Source organism: Bradyrhizobium icense (assembly GCF_001693385.1).
GTDB lineage: Bacteria > Pseudomonadota > Alphaproteobacteria > Rhizobiales > Xanthobacteraceae > Bradyrhizobium > Bradyrhizobium icense.
In genome coordinates this window covers 1455239-1474472 of the sequence record NZ_CP016428.1, presented here as the reverse complement: position 1 = coordinate 1474472, position 19234 = coordinate 1455239, and the positions used below count along the sequence as shown (strand labels likewise).

19 protein-coding genes are annotated in these 19234 nt (G+C 62.7%); 9 read left to right on the top strand and 10 right to left on the bottom strand.

Annotated features, from left to right (window positions below; translation table 11 throughout):
- Positions 1 to 62: 62 nt before the first annotated feature.
- Together LMTR13_RS06970 and ettA are read right to left on the bottom strand one after the other, a co-directional pair.
- Positions 63 to 653 (bottom strand): TIGR00645 family protein, encoded by a 591-nt coding sequence (locus LMTR13_RS06970; protein ID WP_065727247.1) that lies wholly within the window; start codon positions 651 to 653, stop codon positions 63 to 65.
- A 127-nt stretch (positions 654 to 780) separates the two neighbouring features.
- Positions 781 to 2430: an energy-dependent translational throttle protein EttA gene (gene ettA, locus LMTR13_RS06965; RefSeq protein WP_065727246.1), complete on the bottom strand. Its 1650-nt coding sequence runs from the start codon at positions 2428 to 2430 to the stop codon at positions 781 to 783.
- Between the two features lie 251 nt (positions 2431 to 2681).
- Here ettA and LMTR13_RS06960 point away from each other — a divergent pair, with 251 nt between their 5' ends.
- Both LMTR13_RS06960 and LMTR13_RS06955 read left to right on the top strand, forming a co-directional pair.
- Positions 2682 to 2876 (top strand): hypothetical protein, encoded by a 195-nt coding sequence (locus LMTR13_RS06960; protein ID WP_065727245.1) that lies wholly within the window; start codon positions 2682 to 2684, stop codon positions 2874 to 2876.
- 126 nt (positions 2877 to 3002) lie between these two features.
- Complete coding sequence (locus tag LMTR13_RS06955) at positions 3003 to 3962, top strand: D-2-hydroxyacid dehydrogenase family protein (RefSeq protein WP_065727244.1); 960 nt, start codon at positions 3003 to 3005, stop codon at positions 3960 to 3962.
- A gap of 11 nt (positions 3963 to 3973) precedes the next feature.
- Here LMTR13_RS06955 and LMTR13_RS06950 read toward each other — a convergent pair whose 3' ends face one another.
- Together LMTR13_RS06950 and LMTR13_RS06945 are read right to left on the bottom strand one after the other, a co-directional pair.
- Positions 3974 to 4939 (bottom strand): NAD-dependent epimerase/dehydratase family protein, encoded by a 966-nt coding sequence (locus LMTR13_RS06950; protein WP_065727243.1) that lies wholly within the window; start codon positions 4937 to 4939, stop codon positions 3974 to 3976.
- A 169-nt stretch (positions 4940 to 5108) separates the two neighbouring features.
- Positions 5109 to 6464 (bottom strand): L,D-transpeptidase family protein, encoded by a 1356-nt coding sequence (locus LMTR13_RS06945; protein WP_065732487.1) that lies wholly within the window; start codon positions 6462 to 6464, stop codon positions 5109 to 5111.
- Between the two features lie 344 nt (positions 6465 to 6808).
- Between LMTR13_RS06945 and LMTR13_RS06940 the strand changes: the two genes are divergently transcribed.
- Complete coding sequence (locus LMTR13_RS06940) at positions 6809 to 7636, top strand: hypothetical protein (protein WP_065727242.1); 828 nt, start codon at positions 6809 to 6811, stop codon at positions 7634 to 7636.
- A gap of 17 nt (positions 7637 to 7653) precedes the next feature.
- On the opposite strand, the gene sseA is transcribed toward LMTR13_RS06940, so the two are convergent.
- From sseA to LMTR13_RS06925, 3 genes are all read right to left on the bottom strand, one after another.
- On the bottom strand, positions 7654 to 8508 hold the full coding sequence (sseA, locus tag LMTR13_RS06935) for a 3-mercaptopyruvate sulfurtransferase (RefSeq protein WP_065727241.1): 855 nt from the start codon (positions 8506 to 8508) through the stop codon (positions 7654 to 7656).
- A gap of 103 nt (positions 8509 to 8611) precedes the next feature.
- The gene (locus tag LMTR13_RS06930) at positions 8612 to 9025 is read right to left on the bottom strand and encodes a rhodanese-like domain-containing protein (protein WP_065727240.1); all 414 of its coding nucleotides are present in this window, start codon (positions 9023 to 9025) and stop codon (positions 8612 to 8614) included.
- A gap of 133 nt (positions 9026 to 9158) precedes the next feature.
- Entirely contained in the window at positions 9159 to 10334 is a 1176-nt protein-coding gene (locus LMTR13_RS06925) for a vWA domain-containing protein (RefSeq protein ID WP_065727239.1), read from the bottom strand.
- Positions 10335 to 10475: 141 nt separating this feature from the next.
- Between LMTR13_RS06925 and LMTR13_RS06920 the strand changes: the two genes are divergently transcribed.
- The 3 genes from LMTR13_RS06920 to LMTR13_RS06910 all read left to right on the top strand — a co-directional run bounded on the left by LMTR13_RS06920 (position 10476) and on the right by LMTR13_RS06910 (position 13243).
- Positions 10476 to 10718 (top strand): GlsB/YeaQ/YmgE family stress response membrane protein, encoded by a 243-nt coding sequence (locus tag LMTR13_RS06920; RefSeq protein WP_065727238.1) that lies wholly within the window; start codon positions 10476 to 10478, stop codon positions 10716 to 10718.
- A 94-nt stretch (positions 10719 to 10812) separates the two neighbouring features.
- The gene (locus LMTR13_RS06915) at positions 10813 to 11655 is read left to right on the top strand and encodes an AAA family ATPase (protein ID WP_057836460.1); all 843 of its coding nucleotides are present in this window, start codon (positions 10813 to 10815) and stop codon (positions 11653 to 11655) included.
- A gap of 85 nt (positions 11656 to 11740) precedes the next feature.
- The gene (locus tag LMTR13_RS06910; RefSeq protein WP_065727237.1) at positions 11741 to 13243 is read left to right on the top strand and encodes a flavin-containing monooxygenase; all 1503 of its coding nucleotides are present in this window, start codon (positions 11741 to 11743) and stop codon (positions 13241 to 13243) included.
- A 50-nt stretch (positions 13244 to 13293) separates the two neighbouring features.
- Here the strand turns inward: LMTR13_RS06910 and LMTR13_RS06905 are convergent, their stop codons facing one another.
- The gene (locus tag LMTR13_RS06905) at positions 13294 to 14310 is read right to left on the bottom strand and encodes a methyltransferase (RefSeq protein ID WP_065727236.1); all 1017 of its coding nucleotides are present in this window, start codon (positions 14308 to 14310) and stop codon (positions 13294 to 13296) included.
- Positions 14311 to 14646: 336 nt separating this feature from the next.
- Between LMTR13_RS06905 and LMTR13_RS06900 the strand changes: the two genes are divergently transcribed.
- From LMTR13_RS06900 to LMTR13_RS06890, 3 genes are read left to right on the top strand one after another with little or no spacing between them, the layout of a single operon-like run.
- On the top strand, positions 14647 to 15696 hold the full coding sequence (locus LMTR13_RS06900; protein WP_065727235.1) for an aromatic ring-hydroxylating dioxygenase subunit alpha: 1050 nt from the start codon (positions 14647 to 14649) through the stop codon (positions 15694 to 15696).
- Between the two features lie 4 nt (positions 15697 to 15700).
- Positions 15701 to 16453 carry a GntR family transcriptional regulator gene (locus LMTR13_RS06895; RefSeq protein ID WP_065727234.1) on the top strand — a complete coding sequence of 251 codons (753 nt, stop codon included), beginning with the start codon at positions 15701 to 15703 and terminating at the stop codon, positions 16451 to 16453.
- 8 nt (positions 16454 to 16461) lie between these two features.
- Complete coding sequence (locus tag LMTR13_RS06890; RefSeq protein ID WP_065727233.1) at positions 16462 to 17442, top strand: PDR/VanB family oxidoreductase; 981 nt, start codon at positions 16462 to 16464, stop codon at positions 17440 to 17442.
- A 50-nt stretch (positions 17443 to 17492) separates the two neighbouring features.
- Here LMTR13_RS06890 and LMTR13_RS06885 read toward each other — a convergent pair whose 3' ends face one another.
- Together LMTR13_RS06885 and LMTR13_RS06880 are read right to left on the bottom strand one after the other, a co-directional pair.
- Positions 17493 to 18167, bottom strand: a complete 675-nt coding sequence (locus tag LMTR13_RS06885; RefSeq protein ID WP_065727232.1) for a hypothetical protein — start codon at positions 18165 to 18167, stop codon at positions 17493 to 17495.
- An 84-nt stretch (positions 18168 to 18251) separates the two neighbouring features.
- Positions 18252 to 18443, bottom strand: coding sequence for a hypothetical protein (locus tag LMTR13_RS06880; RefSeq protein WP_065727231.1), 192 nt, complete (start codon positions 18441 to 18443; stop codon positions 18252 to 18254).
- Between the last annotated feature and the right edge of the window lie 791 nt (positions 18444 to 19234).

Below are 19234 nucleotides of genomic sequence, written 5' to 3'. Positions count from 1 at the left end.
CAGAATTGCGGCGATCGCTCCCGTTCGCAAAGCAAAAACTCCAATTGGCTTAAAAGCGCCCATCAATGCGAAACGGCGCGCTTTGCTTCGTCGATAGCCATGTTCGAGACACGGTCGACATAGGCAATGCCGATAGCCGACAGAATGAAGACCGTATGAATGATGGTCTGCCACATGACGCCAGTTTCGGTGTACGTGCTCTTTCCCGATGTCAGCGCGCCGGCCTCGATGAAGGTGCGCAGCAGATGGATCGAGGAAATGCCGATGATGGCCATCGCCAGCTTGATCTTCAGCACACTGGCGTTGACGTGGCTGAGCCATTCCGGCTCGTCGGGATGGCCCTGCAGGTTGAGGCGGGACACGAAGGTCTCGTAACCGCCGACGATCACCATCACCAAAAGGTTCGAGATCATGACGACATCGATCAGGCCCAGCACCGCCAGCATGATCTGCTGTTCGCTGAAATCGAAGGCATGGGCGAACAGATGCCACAGCTCCTTCAGAAACAGCACTACATAGACGCCCTGCGCGACGATCAGCCCAACGTAGAGCGGCAATTGCAGCCAGCGGGAGCCGAAGATCAGCATCGGAATGGGGCGCAATGCCCTCCCCTTACCTTTGGGTGGCAAGGGTGTTTCGGGGGTAAGGGACATCAGGGGAGGCTCGCTGCAGGATTGGAATTGCGGAATGACGCCTATATCTACGCACTGTCACTGCCGTGTGAAGCGACAACTGGCCGCAGCACAAGCAGGACACTCATCATGCAAACGCCCGATTGGTTCACCTCGTCAGCTTCTTGTACTTCACGCGGTGCGGAATGATGCTGTCCTGGCCGAGCCTTCGCATCTTGTCCTTCTCATAATCCTGGAAGTTGCCTTCGAACCATTCGACATGGCTCTCGCCTTCGAAAGACAGGATGTGGGTGGCGATACGGTCGAGGAACCAGCGATCATGGCTGATGATCACGGCGCAGCCGGCGAAATCCTCCAGCGCCTCTTCCAGCGCGCGCAGCGTATCGACGTCGAGGTCGTTGGTCGGCTCGTCGAGCAGCAGCACGTTGGCGCCGGATTTCAGCATCTTGGCGAGATGCACGCGGTTGCGCTCGCCGCCCGACAGCGCACCGACCTTCTTTTGCTGGTCGGCGCCCTTGAAGTTGAACGACGAGCAATAGCCGCGCGAATTGACCTCGCGCTTGCCGAGCAGGATCAGTTCGTTGCCGCCCGAAATCTCCTCCCACACCGTCTTCTTGCCGTCGAGATCGTCGCGCGACTGGTCGACGTAGCCGAGGTGCACGCTCTCGCCGACGGTGATCGTGCCCTGGTCCGGCTTCTCCTGCCCGGTGATCATCCGGAACAGCGTGGTCTTGCCGGCGCCGTTGGGGCCGATCACGCCGACGATACCGCCCGGCGGCAGCTTGAAGGTAAGATCCTCGATCAGCACGCGGTCGCCGAATGCCTTGGTGAGCCCTTCGAAATCGACGACGTTCTGGCCGAGGCGCTCGGCCACGGGAATCGTGATCTGCGCGGTCTGCGTCTGCTTCTCGCTCGCCTGCTTGAGCAATTCCTCATAGCGCTGATAGCGCGCCTTGGACTTGGCCTGGCGTGCCTTCGGTGAGGACGCGATCCATTCCTGCTCGCGGGCCAGCGTCTTCTGGTGCGCGGCCTCCTCGCGGCCCTCCTGCTCGAGGCGCTTCTGCTTCTGCACCAGCCAGGACGAATAATTGCCTTCGTAGGGAATGCCCCGGCCGCGGTCGAGCTCGAGGATCCAGCCCGTGACGTTGTCGAGGAAGTAGCGATCGTGGGTCACGATCAGGATCGCGCCGGGATAATTGCGTAGATGGCCTTCGAGCCACGAAACCGACTCGGCGTCGAGGTGGTTGGTCGGTTCGTCCAGCAGCAAGAGGTCCGGCTGGTCCAGCAACAGCCGGCACAGCGCGACGCGGCGGCGCTCGCCGCCGGAGAGTTTCGTGACGTCGGAATCGTCGGGCGGGCAGCGCAACGCGTCCATCGCCTGGTCGACCTTGCTGTCGAGATCCCAGAGGCCTGCGGCCTCGATCTGGTCCTGCAGCTTGGTCATCTCGTCGGCGGTCTCGTCCGAATAGTTCATCGCCAGCTCGTTGTAGCGATCGAGGATCGCCTTCTGCTTGGCGACGCCCTGCATGACGTTTTCACGGACGGTCAGCGCGGGGTCCAGGTGCGGCTCCTGCTCGAGGTAGCCGACGCGGGCGCCCTCGGCGACCCAGGCCTCGCCGCTATACTCCTTGTCGAGGCCGGCCATGATCTTGAGCAGGGTCGACTTGCCGGAACCGTTGACGCCGAGCACGCCGATCTTGGCGTCCGGGTAGAAGCTCAGGTGGATGTTGTCGAGCACCTTTCGGGTCGGGTAGCTCTTGGTCAGACCCTGCATGAAATAGATGAACTGGCGAGCCATCGCGATCCTTGGAATCGTTGGATTTTACGGAAATTTGCTGCCGCTGATGTAGCGGCGCGGCCCCCAAAGGGCAACCGCAGGAGGGCGTTTTCCGTCCGTTCACTACGGATGATTACGGGATGGACACCATGTCCGCCGAGATCCCGACAATTGAAACTATCTTTTAATAAATCGGGCGAAAAATCGTTTTCAGCGCCGAAAAAGCGTTTCACGCGGCCTTACCGCCGCGGCTGAGAACAAGGGCCCGCGTCATGGCTACGATCGGTTTGGCACCCCTTTCCGCCCCGGCTCACGCACACGCCGGACTGGCGAAACCGCTGGCAGAACTTCGCGCCTTCTGGCGCCAGTTCATCGCCAGGGCGTTCAACCCCTACCGTCCGGAACTGCACTATATGCGCGGCCCGGGACCGGCCTGGCGCGCCAAGCATCTCGGTCATCAGAACTGAGCTTTCGCTTTTATTTGAGCCTGCCCTGCGTTTAGTCCGCTTGCGCCGCCCCCGATTGCGCGCAACCATGGCGACCCTCCTGACGGCGTTTCCCGCCGTCATCCTCGCCATCAACGGACCTTCCCCATGACGCGGCTGCGCTGTGCAATCCTCGACGATTATCTCAATGTGGCGCTCAAGGTCGCCGACTGGTCCAAAGTCACCGACCGCGTCGACGTCACGGTGTTCAATCAGCCGTTTTCGACCGCTGAAGCCGCAGCCAGCGCGCTGAAGGATTTCGAGATCATCTGCGCGATGCGCGAGCGCACCCCGTTCCCGCGCACCATGTTTGCAGGCCTGCCCAATTTGAAGCTCCTGATTACCTCGGGCCTGCGCAATGCCGCGATCGATATGGAAGCCGCGAAGGACCACCAGGTGGTGCTGTGCGGTACCCAATGGGGCCGCGACCCGACCGCGCCGCTGACAATGGGCCTGATCCTGGAGCTGACCCGCAATATCGGCCGCGAAAACGCCCGCATGCATGCCGGCGAGCCGTTGCAGGCACATGTCGGCATGGAGATCGAGGGCCGCACGCTCGGCGTCATCGGCCTCGGCAAGCTCGGCACCAAAGTCTCGAAGCTGGCGCAAGCCTTCGGCATGAACGTGATCGCCTGGAGCCAGAACCTGACGCCGGAGAAGTGCAAGGAAGTCGGCGTCACCTATGTCAGCAAGGAAGAATTGTTCTCGGCCGCCGATATCGTCACCATCCATGTGGTGCTGAGCCAGCGCACGCGCGGCCTGGTCGGGCGTGATGACCTCGCGCGGATGAAGCCGACCGCCTACCTCGTCAACACCGCGCGCGGGCCGATCGTCGACGAAGGCGCACTGCTGGAAGCGCTGACACAAAAGAGGATCGCCGGCGCCGGCATCGACGTGTTCTCGGTCGAGCCGCTGCCGGTCGACCATCCCTTCCGCAAGCTCGACAATATCGTGCTGACGCCGCATCTCGGCTACGTCACCGAGGACAGTTTTCGAAACCACTATCAGCAGATGGTCGAGGGCATCGACGCCTGGTTCAAGGGCGAGCCGAAGCAGCGGCTGGCCTAAAACAGAAAGGCTCAGGCTGCGTGCTGTGCAGTTGCCCCGCTGGCAACTTCCGCAAACCCCTGACGCCACGACGGATGCGCCGGCTGCCAGCCCAGCTCCCGCCTGGCCTTGGCATTGGAGCCTGCCTGCACCTCGGTCATCATCGAAACCAGGTGCTCGCCGGCGAACAACCGGCCGAGCCAAGCCGGCACGCGAATGGGCGGCCTCGCTCCAACCAGCGTGGCAAGCGCGGGCAACCATTCGGCGACCGGCGCCGGTTCATCGTCGACGATGTTGTAGATCTCGCCTGATATGCCGCGCTCGATGGCAGCGACGGTCGCGGCAGCCGCATCATCGACGTGGATGAACGACCACAGTCCGCCACCGCCGCCGATCAGCGGCACGCGGCGGCGCCGCACCTGTTCGATCATTGCGCGTGAGAGCATGCCGGTGTCGGGGCCGTAGAACGACCCATATCGCAAGACGATCCCTTCGAGATTCGCCGAGCTGGTGACGGCGTCCTCCAGATACTGAATCGCGTCCAGCGTGCGGCGCAGTTCTTCCGGCGGATCGAAATCGAGCGGATCGGCCTCAGTCTTGATCGGGTCGCCGCTGCGGCCGTAGGTCCAGCCGCAGAAGCTCTGGGCGATGAAGCGCTTCACGCCGGCCTCACGCGCAGCCGCCAAGAGAAAATCGGTGCCCTGCGTGCGCAATCGATTGGTGCTGGCGAAGGCACGATCGAAATGCCTGAGATCGGTGACAGCGGCGAGATCGGTCATCTGGTTGATGGCGACATCCGGCTTCGCCGCGATCACGGCGGCGCGAATCGCCGGCGCGTCGAGCCCATCGGCGATCGCAGGTTCCGCGCCCATCCGTCTGATGATCTCGGCCTTTGCTGCCGTTCGCGTCGTGCCAACGACGGAATGACCTGCCGCTATCAACGCGGCAACGAGTGGACGGCCCACAGCGCCAGTAGCGCCTGCAACAAAAATCCGCATGCCAAATCCTCCTGCTACTGCCCCACAATTCTGGCCGGCACGTAGTCCGAGCAAATGTGAATTCAAGCGCGCGAATGTGGCTGAAGGTCGCGGTTCCGCATGGCGCGCGGATCGACAACAAAAAAGGCGCGCCGTCGGCGCGCCTTCGAAACGTCGTTGTGACTGAAGCCTAGCGAATCGTGACCGGCGCGGGCAGCGGCGGCACCACCGCCGGCTGCGCACCGGAAGCGGGCGCCAGCTGGGCCTGAGCCGGTCTGGAGGCTGCTGCGGCAGCCGGGCCAGAGGCGGGCGGCGGAGCGGCTGACGCGCTTGCGGTATTGGCGGGCGGGGGGCCACCGGGCATCACGACCACGCGGGTACCGACCTTGGCGCGCTCGAACAGGTCGGAGACGTCCTCATTCAGCATGCCGATGCAGCCCGAAGAGACGAACTTGCCGATCGTCGACGGCTGGTTGGTGCCATGGATGCGGTAGATGGTCGAACCCAGATACATGGCACGTGCGCCGAGCGGATTGCCGGGGCCGCCGGCCATGAAGCGCGGCAGATAGGGCTGGCGCTCGATCATCTCGGTCGGCGGATGCCAGTCCGGCCACTCGGCCTTGCGGCTGATCTTCTGTACGCCGTTCCAGGTGAAGCCGTCGCGGCCCACGCGGACGCCATAGCGGATCGCACGTCCCCCACCGAGGACGTAATAGAGGTGGGTATTGGCGGTATCGACAACGATGGTGCCCGCGGGCTCCTTGGTCGTGAAGGCCACTTCCTGGCGGCGCAGATGCGGCGGAAGCTGCGCAGGGCCGACTTCCGGCTGCTCTTCCGGCGGCAGCGCGGCGAGCTGCACCGGCTTGCCGTCAGCTCCAACTGCGGATTGCTGCGACTGCGGGAGCGCGCCAGTGGCGGCGGGCGCGGCCGCCGGTGCGGCGCTGATGGCCCCCGGCGGGCGCAGGCCGTCGTCGTTCGGATAGACGATACCGGCGCCGGGAATGCGGCTATCGCCGCGATCCGAATAGACCTGTTGCTGCGAACCGGGCGGACGGTCCGCATAGATCACCGGCGGCGGACCGGCGGGGCGGCCGTAACGCGGATCGTCGGGCGAAAGGATCGGGCCCGTCGGCGTCGCGGCGCCACGGTCCGAATAGGCCGGGCCAGCGGCCGGGCGGCCGTAGCGCGGATCGTCGGGAGAAAGGATCGGGCCCGTGGGCATCGGGGCGCCACGGTCCGAATAGACCGGAGCGGCGGCCGGGCGGCCATAGCGGGGATCGCTGGGCGACAGCACCGGGCCGGGTGGCGGCAACGCGGCCGAACCCGGCGCGTTCGGCGCCTCGTCGTCTTCCAGAGCGTCGAAATCTGGTTCGCCGGGGCCACGGCGTTCATCGGCCGCATAGCCACCGGGCACGTACGGTCCCGGAGCTGTCGAATAGGCCTGGCCAGGGGCTTGCGGATAACCCTGCTGCGCATGGGCGAGCGAAGTTCCCGCCATGCCAGCGGCAATGGCGGCACAAATCGTCAAAATGCGGTTGTTCATCATCGCCTTTGTATAGACCCCAAGCCCCACCGGACGGTTAACGGCAGATGACGGAAGATCGCGGCGCATTCAAGACAAATCCTCGAAATTCGGCCCACACCAGCCATTTGTGATCGCTGCCAAGCTGCGGCAAAGATGCCTCAGAGCGCCGGAAATCGCCATCAGCACCCGGTGCGCGACTTCAAACCGCAGATTTTGTAACAAAAAGCCGTCGGGCGTTGAGGTACTCTCAAATCGGCCTGATTCGCCCGCGCCCGCCCCCGGCGCATTCCGGCCGCACAGTGGTCACCGCGTTCCCTTGGCAATCGATAACCCTCCAGCGATCAAGGAGGGCGGAACTCGCGTCCATGCTTCCCGGCTTTCGCTTTTTGTTCACCGCCATCGTGCTGTCGATGTCGGTCCTGATTTTTGGTCTTGGCGCTGCCGCCCTGTTGCGGGCAGCGCATGAGGAATTTGCCAATCTTCCCTCGCGACGGGCGGCGCCCGAGCCGATGTTCGCCCGCCAATACGATGACCAGCCGCCGACCTTGGCGTTGCTGCGCATCGATTCGCCGGTCGCGGAGAAGCTGGCCGACAATGTCCTGGCCGCCGTTCCGGAAGCTGCCTCGGACATTCCGGCGTCGTCCACGCCGGCTCTGGACGCCATTCCGGCCGAGCCGGAGAAACTGGCAGCGCTAAGGCCGGCCGAGCTGCCGCAAGCCGAAGTCGCCAAGGAAGCGGCAGGGGAAACCGCCAAGCCGGAACCTGCAGCGCGGGATGCAAGCGCCGAGGCGCCACCCGCTTCGGCACCAGCGGCCGCTGCCGAAGCGCCCGTTACCAGTACGGAGGTGAAGCCCGCCGCCATTGCGGAATCGCCCGGATCTTCCGCCGTGGCGCCCCCGCCCCCGGCCGGGCCGGCGACGGAAGCAGCTTCACCTGAGGAAAGCCCGGCCGCGACAAGGATTGCGACGCTCGGCGGTCCCGCCGTCCTCATCGATGAAAAGACATCGGCCACGACCACGGAAGCGAAGCCGGACCGGAGCGCAATCAAGAAGCTGGCCGCACAGCGGGCCCGGGAAAAGCGACGAATTGCGGCGGCGCGGCGCGCGCGTCTGGCACGCGAGGCGGCATTGACCCTGCAGCAGCAGCAACCCAATCCGTTCTTACCGTTCCCGGTGACGCACGCGACGAGGTAGCATCCAAAATTTGAGGATCAAGCCGGGCCGGTTGCGACCGGCGGGCCATCGGCTGCGCCCCACTCCGTCCACGAGCCGTCATACAGCGCCGGGTTCTCGACGCCGAGGCGATAGAGCGCCAGCGTCAGCACGGCGGCGCTGACGCCGGATCCGCAGCTCGTGACGATGGGCGCATCGAGTTTCGCGCCGGCGCCGGCGAACGCGGCGCGCAACTCATCGAGCGGCCTCATCGTGCCGGTCGCGGCGTCGAACAGATTGTTGTAGGGCAGGCTGAGGCTACCCGGGATGTGCCCGGAGCGAAGTCCCGGCCGCGGCTCGGCGACCTTGCCCTGATAGCGTTCATTGGCGCGCGCATCGATTACCTGCTCGGCGCGGCTTGCGAGGTTGGCGATCAATTGCGGCATGCTGCGCGTGCGCCGCGCATCGAACGTCGCCTTGAACGTCGATGGCTTCGGCGTCACCTGCCCGCTCTCGACCTTGCGGCCTTCCGCGACCCACTTCTTCAGGCCGCCATCGAGCACGCGCACTTCCTTGCCGAACGACAGGAACATCCACCACACCCGCGGTGCGGCGACCCAGCCGCCGGAATCGTAGACCACGACCGTCTCGTCATTGCCGATCCCGAGCGCACCGACGTCGCGCCCGAATTGCTCGGCGGACGGAAACATGTGCGGCAGCGGGTTGGAATGGTCTGATACCGCGTCGACATCGAAGAACACTGCGCCCGGAATGTGCGAAGCGAGATAGTCGTCCTTCGGCAGCGGCAGCACGCCCGGCATCTTGAACGAGGCGTCGACGATTTTGAGGTTGGGATCGTTCAGGTGCGCGGCGAGCCAGTCGGTGGAGACGAGCGGATCGGTGGTGGTGGGCATAATGCAAAAATCCTTGCTGTCATTCCGGGATGGTCCGAAGGACCAGACCCGGAATCTCGAGATTCCGGGTTCGCTTCGCGCCCCGGAATGACGCGGGAAAAACTTAAGCCTTCTTCTTCGGCTCCCACTTCTCGACCGGGCCGCCGGCGTCGCGCCAGGCGGCGAAGCCGCCGCCCATATGGGCGACCGGCTTCAGGCCCATGTCCTGGGCGGTCTTGGCCGCGAGCGCCGAACGAAGTCCGCCGGCGCAGTGGAAGATGAACTTCTTGTCTTCCTGGAAAATCGGCTTGGCATAGGGGCTTTGCGGATCGATCCAGAATTCCAGCATGCCGCGGGTGCAGGAGAAGGCGCCGAGGATCTTGCCCTCGCGCTCGATCTCGCGGGGATCGCGGATATCGACGATCACGACGTTCGGATCCTGCGCGGCCTTGATCGCGTCGGCGGCGCTGACGGTTTCTATTGCCGCGTTGGCTTCGTCGAGCAGGGATTTGATGCCGCGGTGGATGGTCTGGGGCATTGATCTGCGCCTTTCGTTGTTCTTGCCGTCATTCCGGGGCGATGCGCAGCATCGAACCCGGAATCTCGATCGATTGAAATAACCTCTAGATTCCGGGTTCGCGCTGCGCGCGCCCCAGAATGACGAGGCAGAACTACCGCACCAGTTCCTTCATCGCGCCTTCGAGACCCTCGATCGTGATCGGGTACATGCGATCCGAAAGCAGCCGGCGGATGATGGTGGTGGATTCCGAATAGTCCCAGTGTTTCTGCGCCACCGGATTGAGCCACACCGTGTGCGGATAGGTGCGCGTGATGCGCTCCAGCCAGACTGCGCCGGCTTCCTCGTTGACGTGCTCGACCGAGCCGCCGGGGACCATGATCTCGTAAGGCGACATCGAGGCGTCGCCGACGAACACCACCTTGTAGTCGTGCGGATACTTGTGCAGCACGTCCCAGGTCGGCGTGCGGTCGGTGAAGCGGCGCTTGTTCTGCTTCCAGACGCCTTCGTAGAGGCAGTTGTGGAAGTAAAAATATTCCATGTGCTTGAATTCGGACTTCGCGGCCGAGAACAATTCCTCGACCTGCTCGATGTGGGAATCCATCGAGCCGCCGATGTCGAAGAACACCAAAACCTTCACCGCGTTGCGCCGCTCGGGGCGCATGTGCACGTCGAGATAGCCGTGGTTGGCGGTCTCCCGGATCGTGGTGTCCAAATCGAGTTCGTCGGGCGCGCCGGTGCGGGCGAATTTGCGCAAGCGGCGCAGCGCGATCTTGATGTTGCGGATGCCGAGCTCGACATTGCCGTCGAGGTCCTTGAACTCGCGCTTGTCCCACACCTTGACGGCACGGTTGTTGCGGTTCTTCTCCTGCCCGATCCTGATGCCTTCCGGATTGTAGCCGTGGGCGCCGAACGGCGACGTTCCTGCCGTGCCGATCCACTTGCTGCCACCCTGGTGGCGGCCCTTCTGCTCTTCAAGCCGCTTGCGAAGCGTCTCCATGAGCTTGTCCCAGCCCATGGCTTCGATCTGCTTCTTCTCTTCCTCGGTGAGGTATTTTTCCGCGAGCTTCTTCAGCCACTCCTCAGGAATCTCGGCCTTGTCCATGGCGTCGAGCAAGCTTTCCAGCCCCTTGAACACGGTGCCGAAGACGCGGTCGAACTTGTCGAGATTGCGCTCGTCCTTCACCAGCGCGGCGCGGGAGAGATAGTAGAAATTCTCCACCGTCTGATCGGCAAGGTCGGCGTCGAGCGCCTCCATCAGCGTCAGATATTCGCGCAGCGTCACCGGGACCTGCGCGTCGCGCAACGATGTGAAGAATTGCAGGAACATGGGATACAGATTGCCCGCCGGGCGGCACACGTCAAGGGCCAGAGCATGTCAAAGGCCAGCGCATAGCTGTCAGGCCTAGACCGGGAGGCTTTTTCAATTACAATTGAGCCATAAAGGGCTTATTCCGGCAGGGGAAATTCAATGGGAATCATTGCGGCGCTGATTATCGGCGGTATCGCGGGCTGGCTTGCCGGACTGATCGTGCGCGGTGCAGGCTTCGGGCTGATCGGCAATATCGTAGTCGGCATCATCGGTGCGCTGCTGGCGAGTTGGATACTACCGCAACTCGGCGTCAGCCTCGGCGCAGGCTGGATCCGCGACATCGTCAACGCCACGATCGGCGCGGTGATCATTCTGGTGATCCTGTCGCTGATCAAACGCTGAGAAGCCGCATCGACTTCAATCGCGACCGCCGGACCGGCGGTCGTTTACTGTTCAGGCCATAGCGTCACGAACGAACAACAAGGCAAACGGATAGATGAAATTTACCGGCACCAAGGACTATGTCGCCACCGACGACCTCAAGGTCGCCGTCAACGCCTCGATCGTGCTCGAGCGCCCGCTGCTGATCAAAGGCGAGCCCGGCACCGGCAAGACCGTGCTGGCAGAGGAAGTCGCCAAGGCGCTCGGCGCGCCGCTTCTGACCTGGCACATCAAGTCGACCACCAAGGCGCAGCAGGGCCTCTACGAATACGACGCGGTGTCGCGCCTGCGCGACAGCCAGCTCGGCGACCCCAGGGTTTCCGACATCTCCAACTACATCAAGCGCGGCAAATTGTGGGAAGCGTTCACCCACGACAAGCGCCCGGTACTTTTGATCGACGAGATCGACAAGGCCGACATCGAGTTTCCGAACGATCTCTTGCTCGAACTCGATCGCATGGAGTTCTTCGTCTACGAGACCGGCGAGAACATCAAGGCGAGCCTGCGCCCGATCGTGATGATCACCTCCAACAACGAGAAGGAACTACCGGACGCGTTCCTGCGCCGCTGCTTCTTCCACTACATCAAGTTCCCCGACGCCGACACCATGGGCCGGATCGTCGACGTGCATTTCCCCGGCATCAAGAAGCGCCTGGTGGAGGAAGCCCTGCGTATCTTCTTCGAGGTGCGCGAAGTGCCGGGCCTGAAGAAGAAGCCCTCGACCTCGGAGTTGCTCGACTGGCTCAAGCTGCTCCTGAACGAGGACATCACCCCGGAAATGCTGCGGGAGCGCGATCCGCGCAAGCTGATCCCGCCGCTGCACGGCGCGCTCTTAAAGAACGAGCAGGACGTGCACCTGTTCGAGCGGCTGGCGTTCCTCAGCCGCCGCGAAGTGTAGTTCGCCGACCACCGCGACGCCAGAACCTGAGGTTCTGGCGTTTTGCGTTTCAGAAACACGACAAACGAAAAAAGAAGCAGGGAAGATGAACGTTCAAACACAGATCGACGCAACTTCGCCTCGCACGACCGAACATTTCGACGTGCTAATCGCGGGCGCCGGCATTTCCGGCGTCGGCGCGGCCTATCATCTCACCACGCAATGTCCGGGAACGACGTTCGTCGCGCTGGAGGCGCAGAAGACGTTCGGCGGCACCTGGACTACCCATCGCTATCCCGGCATCCGCTCCGACAGCGATCTCCACACCTTCGGCTACCGCTTCAAGCCGTGGACCACCGCACCGATCGCGAGCGCCGCAGAGATACTGAAATATATGGGCGAGGTGATCGAGGAGAACGATCTCGCTCCTCACATCCGCTACCGCCACACCATCACCTCGGCCAAATGGTCGAGCGCGGAAAATCTCTGGACCATCGAGGCCACGCGCACCGATACCGGCGAGAAACTTCGCTTCACCGCCAATTTCTTCTGGATGTGCCAGGGCTATTACCGCCACACCGAGGGCTATACGCCCGAGTGGAAGGACATGGCCAAGTTCAAGGGCAGAATCGTCCATCCGCAAAAATGGCCCGAGGATCTCGACTACAAGAACAAGCGCGTGATCGTGATCGGCTCGGGTGCGACCGCAGCGACGCTGATCCCGGCGCTGGCGCCCGATTGCGCGCATGTCACCATGCTGCAGCGCTCGCCGACCTATTTCCGCACCGGACGCAACGCGATCGAGATCGCCGAGGAGCTGCGGAAACTACAAGTCGACGAGACCTGGATTCACGAAATCACACGACGGAAAATCCTGTTCGACCAGGACGCTTTTACCCGCAAGACGTTCAATGAGCCGGAAGCGGCCAAGAAGGATTTGTTGTCGGCGGTCGAAGCCTATCTCGGCAAGGATTACGACATCGCAACCCACTTCACGCCGAGGTATCGGCCGTGGCGCCAGCGCATCGCCTTCATCCCTGATGGAGACCTGTTCCAGGGCATCAAGTCCGGCAAGGCCTCCGTCGTCACCGACGAGATCGAGAGCTTCACCGAAAAGGGCATTTTGCTGAAATCCGGCAAGGAGCTCGAAGCCGACATCATCGTGACAGCAACCGGCTTCAACCTCTGCGCCACCGGCGATATCGAGTTTGCCCTCGACGGCAAGCCGCTCGACTTCGCCGATACCGTGACCTATCGCGGCATGATGTTCACCGGCGTACCCAACCTCGTCTGGGTGTTCGGCTATTTCCGCGCGAGCTGGACGCTGCGCGTCGACCTCGTCGCCGACTTCGTCTGCCGGCTGCTCACGTACATGAAAGAGACGGGCGCGAAAAAGGTCACGCCGCAGCTTCGTCCCGAAGACCACAACATGCCGCTGTTGCCCTGGATCGATCCCGAAAACTTCAATCCCGGCTACATGATGCGCGGCATGCATCTGCTGCCCAAGCGCGGCGATAAGCCGGAATGGCAGCACAACCAGGATTACTGGGCGGAAAAGGACGAATTCCCTGCGATCGACCTGAAGGACAAGGCATTCGTCTACGGCTGAGGCTGGCGCCCGACGCCGGGTGACGGAGACGTTCCATCACCCGGCAGCGATCAAGCCGGATACGCTTCGATCACGTTGAAGCGGCCGGCAGGATAGATCGCGGCGAGATCGAAGCCGCTTTGATTGAGCAATTCGCAGTACTGCCCCTTGGTGCGCTCGCAACCGCCGGGCCCGCGAAGCATGTTCAGATCACTCAACGCATGCGCCTTGTCCTCGTCGCTGGCGGTTGGCGTTTCCGGCATCAGCCGTTCGACCAGCAGCAGCCTGCCGCTGCTCGAGAGCGCCTCGCGACAATTTCGAAGGATTGTAGCGCTGCGCGCATCGTCCCAATCGTGAATCACGCTTTTCAGGATGATCGCATCCGCGATCGCCGGTACGCTCTCAAAGAAATCGCCGGCGACAAATTCCACACGATCGCCGACGCCGATCGACCGGAGATGCTCGGTCGCAGTCTCCGCACATCTTGGAAGATCGAAAACCGCGCCGCGAAGCTGCTGATTTTGCCTGGCGACGGCGCCGAGCAGTTCGCCGGAGCCCCCTCCCACATCCAGAAGGCTCGACAGCGCACGGAAATCATAGGCCCGAAGGATATCCGGCGTTACGAGGTGCGTCAGCTCCGCCATGGCGGCGTTGAATGTGCTGACGTTCTCGGGCACGCGCGCCATCAGATCGAAACTGCTGCTGAAGCCCAGCAATTCGGCGGCCGTATTGCCGCTCATGATGGAATCGAGCATCCCGGCCCAGGACTTGGCAAGCATTTCTGCTTCGAGGATGGCCCAGCTCTTGAACGACTGCTCCGCCGCACTGTCGAGATGGACACCCACGTCCGTCAGCCGATAGCAACCGCCGGCCATCCTTTCGCATATGCCGATGGTGGAGAGCGCGATGAGCAGACGTCCCAGCGCCCGCTCGTCCGCGCCCGTTGCCTTTGCGAGTTCATGAGGCGTCTGCGGTCCATCGCGCAACAGCTCGGCAATCCCGAGTTTGACCGCCACATAGATCACTGCCGTCACACGGTGCGACTGCATCAGGTCGAAAAGCCTGAGGGCCGATACTTGAGATGACATCGTGCCTCCTTTGCCGTGACTGTTGCGAATTCGAATGCGATCTCCCTGCGGGCATGCCGGGCGCTGCTCGGAACTGGATTGGCGCTGCGGCTTTCGCTGGCCACTACCAGCGTGAGGCGCGAGTTATTCGCTCCGACGACGCTGCAAGGACGCCTGCAGCATGTCCGTGGGCGAGCTTCACCCGCCTTCAAGAGTGGCTCCTAACCGGGATGGATGAAATGATACAGGTCACAAAAGTTATGTATACTTTACAGGTATCAAAACACCTTAAATTCGTTCATTTGCCCTTTTGCTGAAACTTCAGTATACATCCTGCACTCATCAAGGAGTGCCGCCATGCCGTCCTCATTCCCGCTCAATGCCTGGTACGCCGCCGCCTGGGACGTCGACATCAAGCACGCGCTGCTTCCGCGCACGATCTGCGGCAAGCATGTCGTGATGTACCGCCAGTCCAACGGGCGGGTCTGCGCGCTGGAGGACGCCTGCTGGCACCGCCTGGTGCCGCTCTCGAAGGGACGGCTCGACGGCGACACGGTCGTCTGCGGGTATCACGGGCTGAAATTCAACGCGCAGGGCCGCTGCACCTACATGCCCTCGCAGGACACCATCAATCCGTCCGCCTGCGTGCGCTCCTATCCTGTGGTCGAGCGTCACCGCTTCATCTGGCTATGGATGGGCGATCCGGCGCTGGCCGATCCCGCGCTGGTGCCCGACATGCACTGGAACGACGATCCCGCCTGGGCGGGCGACGGCAAGACCATTCATGTGAAATGCGACTACCGCCTCGTGGTCGACAACCTGATGGACCTCACCCACGAGACCTTCGTGCATGGCTCCAGCATCGGCAATGATCACGTCGCCGAAGCGCCGTTCGATGTCACCCATGGCGACAAGACGGTTATGGTGACGCGCTGGATGAAGGGCATCGACGCGCCGCCGTTCTGGGCCGCGCAACTGCAGAAGCCGGGTGCGGTCGATCGCTGGCAGATCATCCATTTTCAGGCGCCCGGCACCGTCAATATCGACGTCGGCGTGGCGCCTGCCGGCACCGGCGCGCCGGAAGGCGACCGCTCGCAGGGCGTCAACGGCTTCGTGCTCAACACCATGACGCCGGAGACTGAGACCACCTGTCACTACTTCTGGGCCTTCGTCCGCAATTACCGGACGACCGAGCAGCGACTGACTACCGAAATCCGCGAAGGCGTCTCCAACATTTTTCGCGAGGACGAACTCATCCTCGAAGCGCAGCAGCGCGCGATGAACGAGAATCCGGACCGCACCTTCTACAACCTCAACATCGATGCGGGAGCGATGTGGGCGCGGCGCGTGATCGACCGCATGGTGGCGCGCGAGAGCGCACCGCAAACCATGCAGGCCGCGGAGTGACAGCATGAGCGAACGCGACGCCGAACGCTCCGTGTCGCAGACCGTGCGCGCGCAGCTCGCGCTGCGCGACATGATCCTGTCCGGGCGGCTGCGCCCGGGCGAGCGAATTTCCGAACTGCAGGCGGTCGACATCACGGGCGTATCGCGGACGCCGGTGCGGCTGGCGCTGGTGCGGCTCGAGGACGAAGGCCTGCTGCAGGCGATCCCCTCCGGCGGCTTCATGGTGAAAGCGTTCACCGAACGCGACATTCTGGATTCGATCGAACTGCGCGGCACGCTGGAGGGCCTCGCCGCGCGCTTTGCGGCCGAGCGCGGCGTCAGCGCGCGCAGCCTCGAGCCGCTCAAGGAATGCCTTGCCGATCTCGACCAACTGGTTCGGCAGGACCCGATTTCGGTCGAAGCCTTTTCCGCCTATGTGACGATGAACGCGCGGTTTCACGCGCTGCTGAACGAATTGTCCGCAAGCGCGCCGCTGATCCGTGAAATCGACCGCGTCTCGGCGCTGCCGTTCGCTTCGCCAAGCGCGTTCGTGATGGCGCAGTCGGCGCTGCCGGAGGCACATCAGATTTTGCTGATCGGACAGGATCATCACCGCGTCGTGGTCGATGCGATCGAGAACCGCGAGGGCGCGCGGGCCGAGGCCGTGATGCGCGAGCATTCGCGGCTTGCCGCGCGCAACCTGCGGCTCGCGATCCGAAACCGCACGCATCTCGAACTGATGCCTGCGCTCGCTTTGCTCAAATCGTCAGCCGAATAGGATCGCCCATGCGTTTTGCCGAGCAATGGAGCTGGTGCACCGTTGAGTCCATTCGCGACGTGACGCCGACGATCCGCGAATTCCGCCTGCATCCTGAAAGCGGCCACATCGCGCCCTACCCGCCCGGCAGCCATATCGGCGTCACCGTGCTGATCGACGGACAGCCCGCGCGGCGCTCCTATTCGCTGGTGGAGAACGGCGACCCCGGCACTTATCGCATCGCAGTGCGGCTGGCGCCGGACAGCCGCGGCGGCTCGCGCGGCATGTGGAACTTGAGAGTTGGCGCGCGGATCGAAACTTCAAATCCGACATCGCTGGTGGAGATCGATTGGACGCGGCGAAATTATTGCCTGATCGCGGGCGGCATCGGCATTACGCCGATCACAGGCATTGCGGCCGCGCTCCGCCGCAAGAATATCGATGCGATCCTGCATTATGCCGTGAAATCACGCAGCGACGCAGCTTTCCTCGACGAGTTGACGGCGCTGCTCGGCGACCGGCTGAACGTGTACGCCTCCGATGAAGGCGCGCGGCTCGACCTCGATGCCGCCTTCCGCGCACAACCGAACGACTCGATTGCCGTCATCAGCGGGCCGATGCGGATGCTGGAGGCGGCGCGGCGCGCCTGGAACGAAGCGGGACGCGCGCCAGCCGATCTGCGCTATGAGACCTTCGGCTCCAGCGGGCTGAAGCCGACCGCGGAATTCCGCGTGCGGCTGAAGGATACGGGCACCGAACTCGTCGTGCCGCAGAACAGTTCGATGCTCGACGCGCTGAACGGCGCCGGTTTTGAGGTGATATCGGACTGCCAGCGCGGCGAGTGCGGCGTTTGCGCCGTGGATGTCGTGGCGATCGAGGGCGAGATCGACCATCGCGACGTGTTCTTCAGCGATCAGCAGAAGCAGGACAACCGCAAGATCTGCCCCTGTGTCTCGCGCGCGATCGGCGTGGTGACGATCGACACGTTGTACCGGGCTGAGGCTGTCTAACGCCGGGATCGGGCGCCGGTCTCGCTAGGGCGGCCAAGGAGGAACGCGATCTATTGTGCTGACGAGAGGCGGATTATTCGGCGCCCGCTATTCATCGTCTTGAGATTGTTGACGTAGTCCTCGGGGCGCTGCCAGCGGTGAGGAGCTTTTAATCCCATGAATTCCGCGATGCTACCGATAAACGCAGTGCAATTGGTTGTTTCGGCGTTCCAGACCGGTGAACTCGCCTGTAATTTCTTGATGTATGCGAAGACCCTTTTTGCGTCCGGCTCGTTCAGGTAAACTCGGTAGCTGGCGGTCAAGTACTGCGGATCAAGATCGCCATAGCTTGCCGTGGTCTCGGACGGCACCCACATCAAATGACCAAGGACATAAGCTGCGGTGTCTTCCGCAGGGGTAAGGCCCGCGACTTCAACTGCTCGCTCGCTTATCTTCCCAAACCAGACGAAAGCGTGTCCCCAGCTCGCCGCCGTCCTGGCTCTGAAATCAACGTAGTACGGGCCCTTTGCTCGCGATCCCGGCTTTCGAGTCGACTGTGGCGCCGGTTTCGATTCAATGGGCGCCGCCTCACTGGAGACAAGCGCGTTCGCAGCGGCGGCGCGCTTGTGGACCTCCCGATTCTTGGAAATGAAACGTTCCGTGCGGGCGCGAGTGTCAATCTCGCGTGCAGAAGCTGATTGGATTTTGCACTGGAGCAAGACAGCGAGTGTGAATCCCGCAAGCAATCATATTTCCAACCTCTTCGGCCGATTTGCCACGCTTCGCCCTTCAACTGTCGACGATAAAGGTCAGATCAGCGAGACCTTAAGTCAATACCGCGCATAGGGCCGGGGCGGTGCGACAGGCGTCTTGCCGATTGGCGTCTTCCCGATTGGGGTCTTGCCAATCGGCATCTTGCCGATTTGGGCCGTCTGATAGACGGGCTGTCGGCGCGGAATGTCGGCAGCACCAGCGGCAGTCACCACGGCAAGCGTTGCATCGACAACAATCACAATTTTCATCACGGTACTTTTCCTCCAGGTTAGAAGAAACAAGGCAGCAAACTGCTGCGCGTTCCCCTCAGACCCGCCGTGAACATGAGTGTCGGAATACGTCTACAGGTGCGGCAGATCAGACACGTTACCTTGATGCTATCCCCACCCGCCGCCTGCCCCCGTCATGGGGACTCATCCCAACGTGGAGATGAAACGACAAGGCTCACGCCCATCCCGAACTCACGTGTGGGCTTCCGATCGGTCCTCAACAACCGTTGTGCGGCCTCGGCGTTTGTAGCGCAGCGCTCGAGCCAGCGAGCCACGAGAAAATCAACCCGCGCGGCAAATCGCCGTTGAGCCGCTGCCAGCAAGCTCTGATCGGATGGTCTCTTGACGTCGTTGCGGGCGTTCATCTTGCCCTCCTGCCGGTTCGGCGGAGGGAGCGGCCCTGCGCCGAGAGTTACACTCTTGCTTTGCGGATCAGCCCCGCTTCGAGCTGAAAGTTCGGACCCCACGTCATCACGGACATGCACGACCAATCGGCCAGCCGAATAAGCGGCCGGACGCGGACGGCAGTCTCTGCGATGTGTGTGCGCGCGTTACGCATTGCGGTCCTCAAGAGTGCAGGCAATTTCACCCGCGACGAATGTCATGACCTAAGCGCAGAGAAAATTCGACGCGTCAAATGTTTTATGTTCACGAGGTGCGCGATTTGTTGCGCGCTAGTAATTTTCGAACGCCAGCGGAGCCGGCTTGGTTCAAAAATTTCAGGGTGTTGTCAGTTGAGCGGAAGTGGCGGTTTATTTCGCCATGTCCAG